Origin of the sequence: Synechococcus sp. OH2 (genome assembly GCF_047462155.1) — a bacterium.
GTDB lineage: Bacteria > Cyanobacteriota > Cyanobacteriia > Thermostichales > Thermostichaceae > Thermostichus.
Genome location: NZ_JANSIR010000087.1, coordinates 6539 through 8416, shown reverse-complemented (window position 1 = coordinate 8416; position 1878 = coordinate 6539). Strand labels below are relative to the sequence as shown.

The 1878-nt window shown below is 61.2% G+C and carries 2 protein-coding genes and 1 pseudogene; 1 reads left to right on the top strand and 2 read right to left on the bottom strand.

Going from position 1 to position 1878, the window contains the following annotated elements:
* Positions 1–585, bottom strand: a pseudogene (locus tag NW835_RS07945) (hypothetical protein); the annotation flags it as partial.
* Between the two features lie 133 nt (positions 586–718).
* On the bottom strand, positions 719–1120 hold the full coding sequence (locus tag NW835_RS07940; RefSeq protein ID WP_414335052.1) for a hypothetical protein: 402 nt from the start codon (positions 1118–1120) through the stop codon (positions 719–721).
* An 89-nt stretch (positions 1121–1209) separates the two neighbouring features.
* Between NW835_RS07940 and NW835_RS07935 the strand changes: the two genes are divergently transcribed.
* The coding region (locus NW835_RS07935) for a RibD family protein (RefSeq protein WP_414414989.1) at positions 1210–1878 on the top strand (669 nt) is incomplete at its 3' end.

Genomic DNA, 1878 nt, shown 5'->3' with positions numbered 1-1878 from the left:
CTGCTCCAGTTGCGCCTTTAGGGCGGCAACCTGCTCTTGGTAGCGCTCCAGTTGGGCTTTGTATTGCGCGGTAGCTTTGTGAACCTGCTGCGCCGCCTGCAGCGGCGAAGCGTAGAGGGGAGGCTGATCCGGAATGGTGGACCACTGCTCCACCATCACTTCCCAACTGTTGGCAGCTCCTCGCCGTCGCCGTAGCTGCTGCTGCTTGTCGAGGGCCCACTCCAACCAGTGGGGTTGCACCCAGCCCTGCTGCACCAGGATCTCCCCCAACTTGCGCTCGGGGTGGTGCTTTTGCTGAAGCAGAGCTTGATACACGTGCTCCAGCTCCAGGTAGCCGTGCAGCACCAGGATCTCGCCGATGCGCACCAACTCGACCGGGATCAAAGGATAGAGATCTTGCGGGGCAACCCAGCCGTGCTGCATACACAGCTCCCCCAACATCAGGGGGCTGTCCGCCTTTTCCCACATGGCCTGAGCCAACTGGGCGGGGGTGAGCAACCCCGCTTTGTTGAGGGCTTCCCCCAAGCGGATCTCGAACTTTTCCCGCTCAATAGCGGCTGGGCTGGAGCTGGTCAACGGATTCATGGGGCCTCTCGGACATGAGGAGTAAGCTTAACTACAGCTATCATGTCGGAAAATTCTTAGAAAGGTAAGAGAGTGCAACTGTGATGCATTTTGTCAAGCCGGGGATCCACGGATGTTGCAGGAATGTCCATCTTTAAGCTGCAAGAGGCCGTTGTTCCCGGCTCTGAGCAAACTGCTGAAGCCGGCGCAGCATCAGCAATTGTCCCAAGCCCAAGGGCAAGAGAGAAACGGCTTCTACCCGCAACTGCACCCAGCCGTTCCCCCACCGCCAATCACAGTAGCCATCGGCTCCGCCCCACATCAGCAGGCGCAGCCGTTCCGGCAGCAGGGTTTCCACTTGGTGCAGGATCGAGAGGGGGCCCCATTGGACGGCAAAGGTGCTGCCCGGCTCCAGCCTGGCGGGCAGGGATCCCTGCAATTGCTGTGGCCAGATCCACTGCTGCAACAACTCCACCTCGGTCAAGCAGCGCTGTATCGTCGATGCACTGGCCTCGACTTCGATGCGGATGGTGGAAGATTGGAATGTCCCGAGCATCCTTGTCCCGCGTAGGTGACCCCAAAACCAAAGCGGCAAGGGGGTGACCCCTGTCAACTCTATTCTGGCCGATTGCTCCCGATTTGCCTTTGAAAACGGCTCGTCCCCATGTGGTGGCCATCTTGGCCCAAAGTCTGGATGGCAAGCTGGCAGCTCACCGCGGGCAAAGGCCCCACTTCGCCAGCGCCGAAGACTATCGGCACCTAGAAAACCAAGCTGCCCGGCAACAGGCTTTGATTATGGGGGCAGCCACGCTGCGGGCCTACGGCACCAGCCTTCGCCTCCGGGATCCCGAGCTCATCCAACGCCGACTCCAGCAGGGCCTCTCTCCTCAGCCTCTGACGATCATCTGCTCCGGCAGCGGGGATATTCCTGAGGATTTGCCGTTTTTTCGGCAGCCCCTCACCCGTTGGCTGTGGACCACTCCCCAGGGATCCCGGATTTGGGAGAACCGCACCGGCTTTGCAGATATCTGGGTGGCTGCCGATTGGGATCTGCCGGCACGGCTGGCCCGCCTGCGCAGTTTGGGCATTGAACGGGTGGGGTTGCTGGGCGGGGGGCGGCTTTTGGGGGCGTTTTTGCAGGCAGGGAGCTTGGATGAGCTGTGGGTAACCCTGGCGCCGGTGTTGCTGAGTGGGTATGCCGATGCCCCGGCTAGCATCGAGGGCTGGCAACTGCAGGGATCCCCGCCCCAGCTGGAGCTGCTGGAGTGCCACCGTGGCTCTAAGGAGCTGTTTTTGCGCTACCGGGTCGAGTGG

Coding starts and splice junctions, on each gene's coding strand:
- NW835_RS07940 (WP_414335052.1), bottom strand. CDS start 1,120: ATGCTCGGGACATTCCAATCTTCCACCATCCGCATCGAAGTCGAGGCC.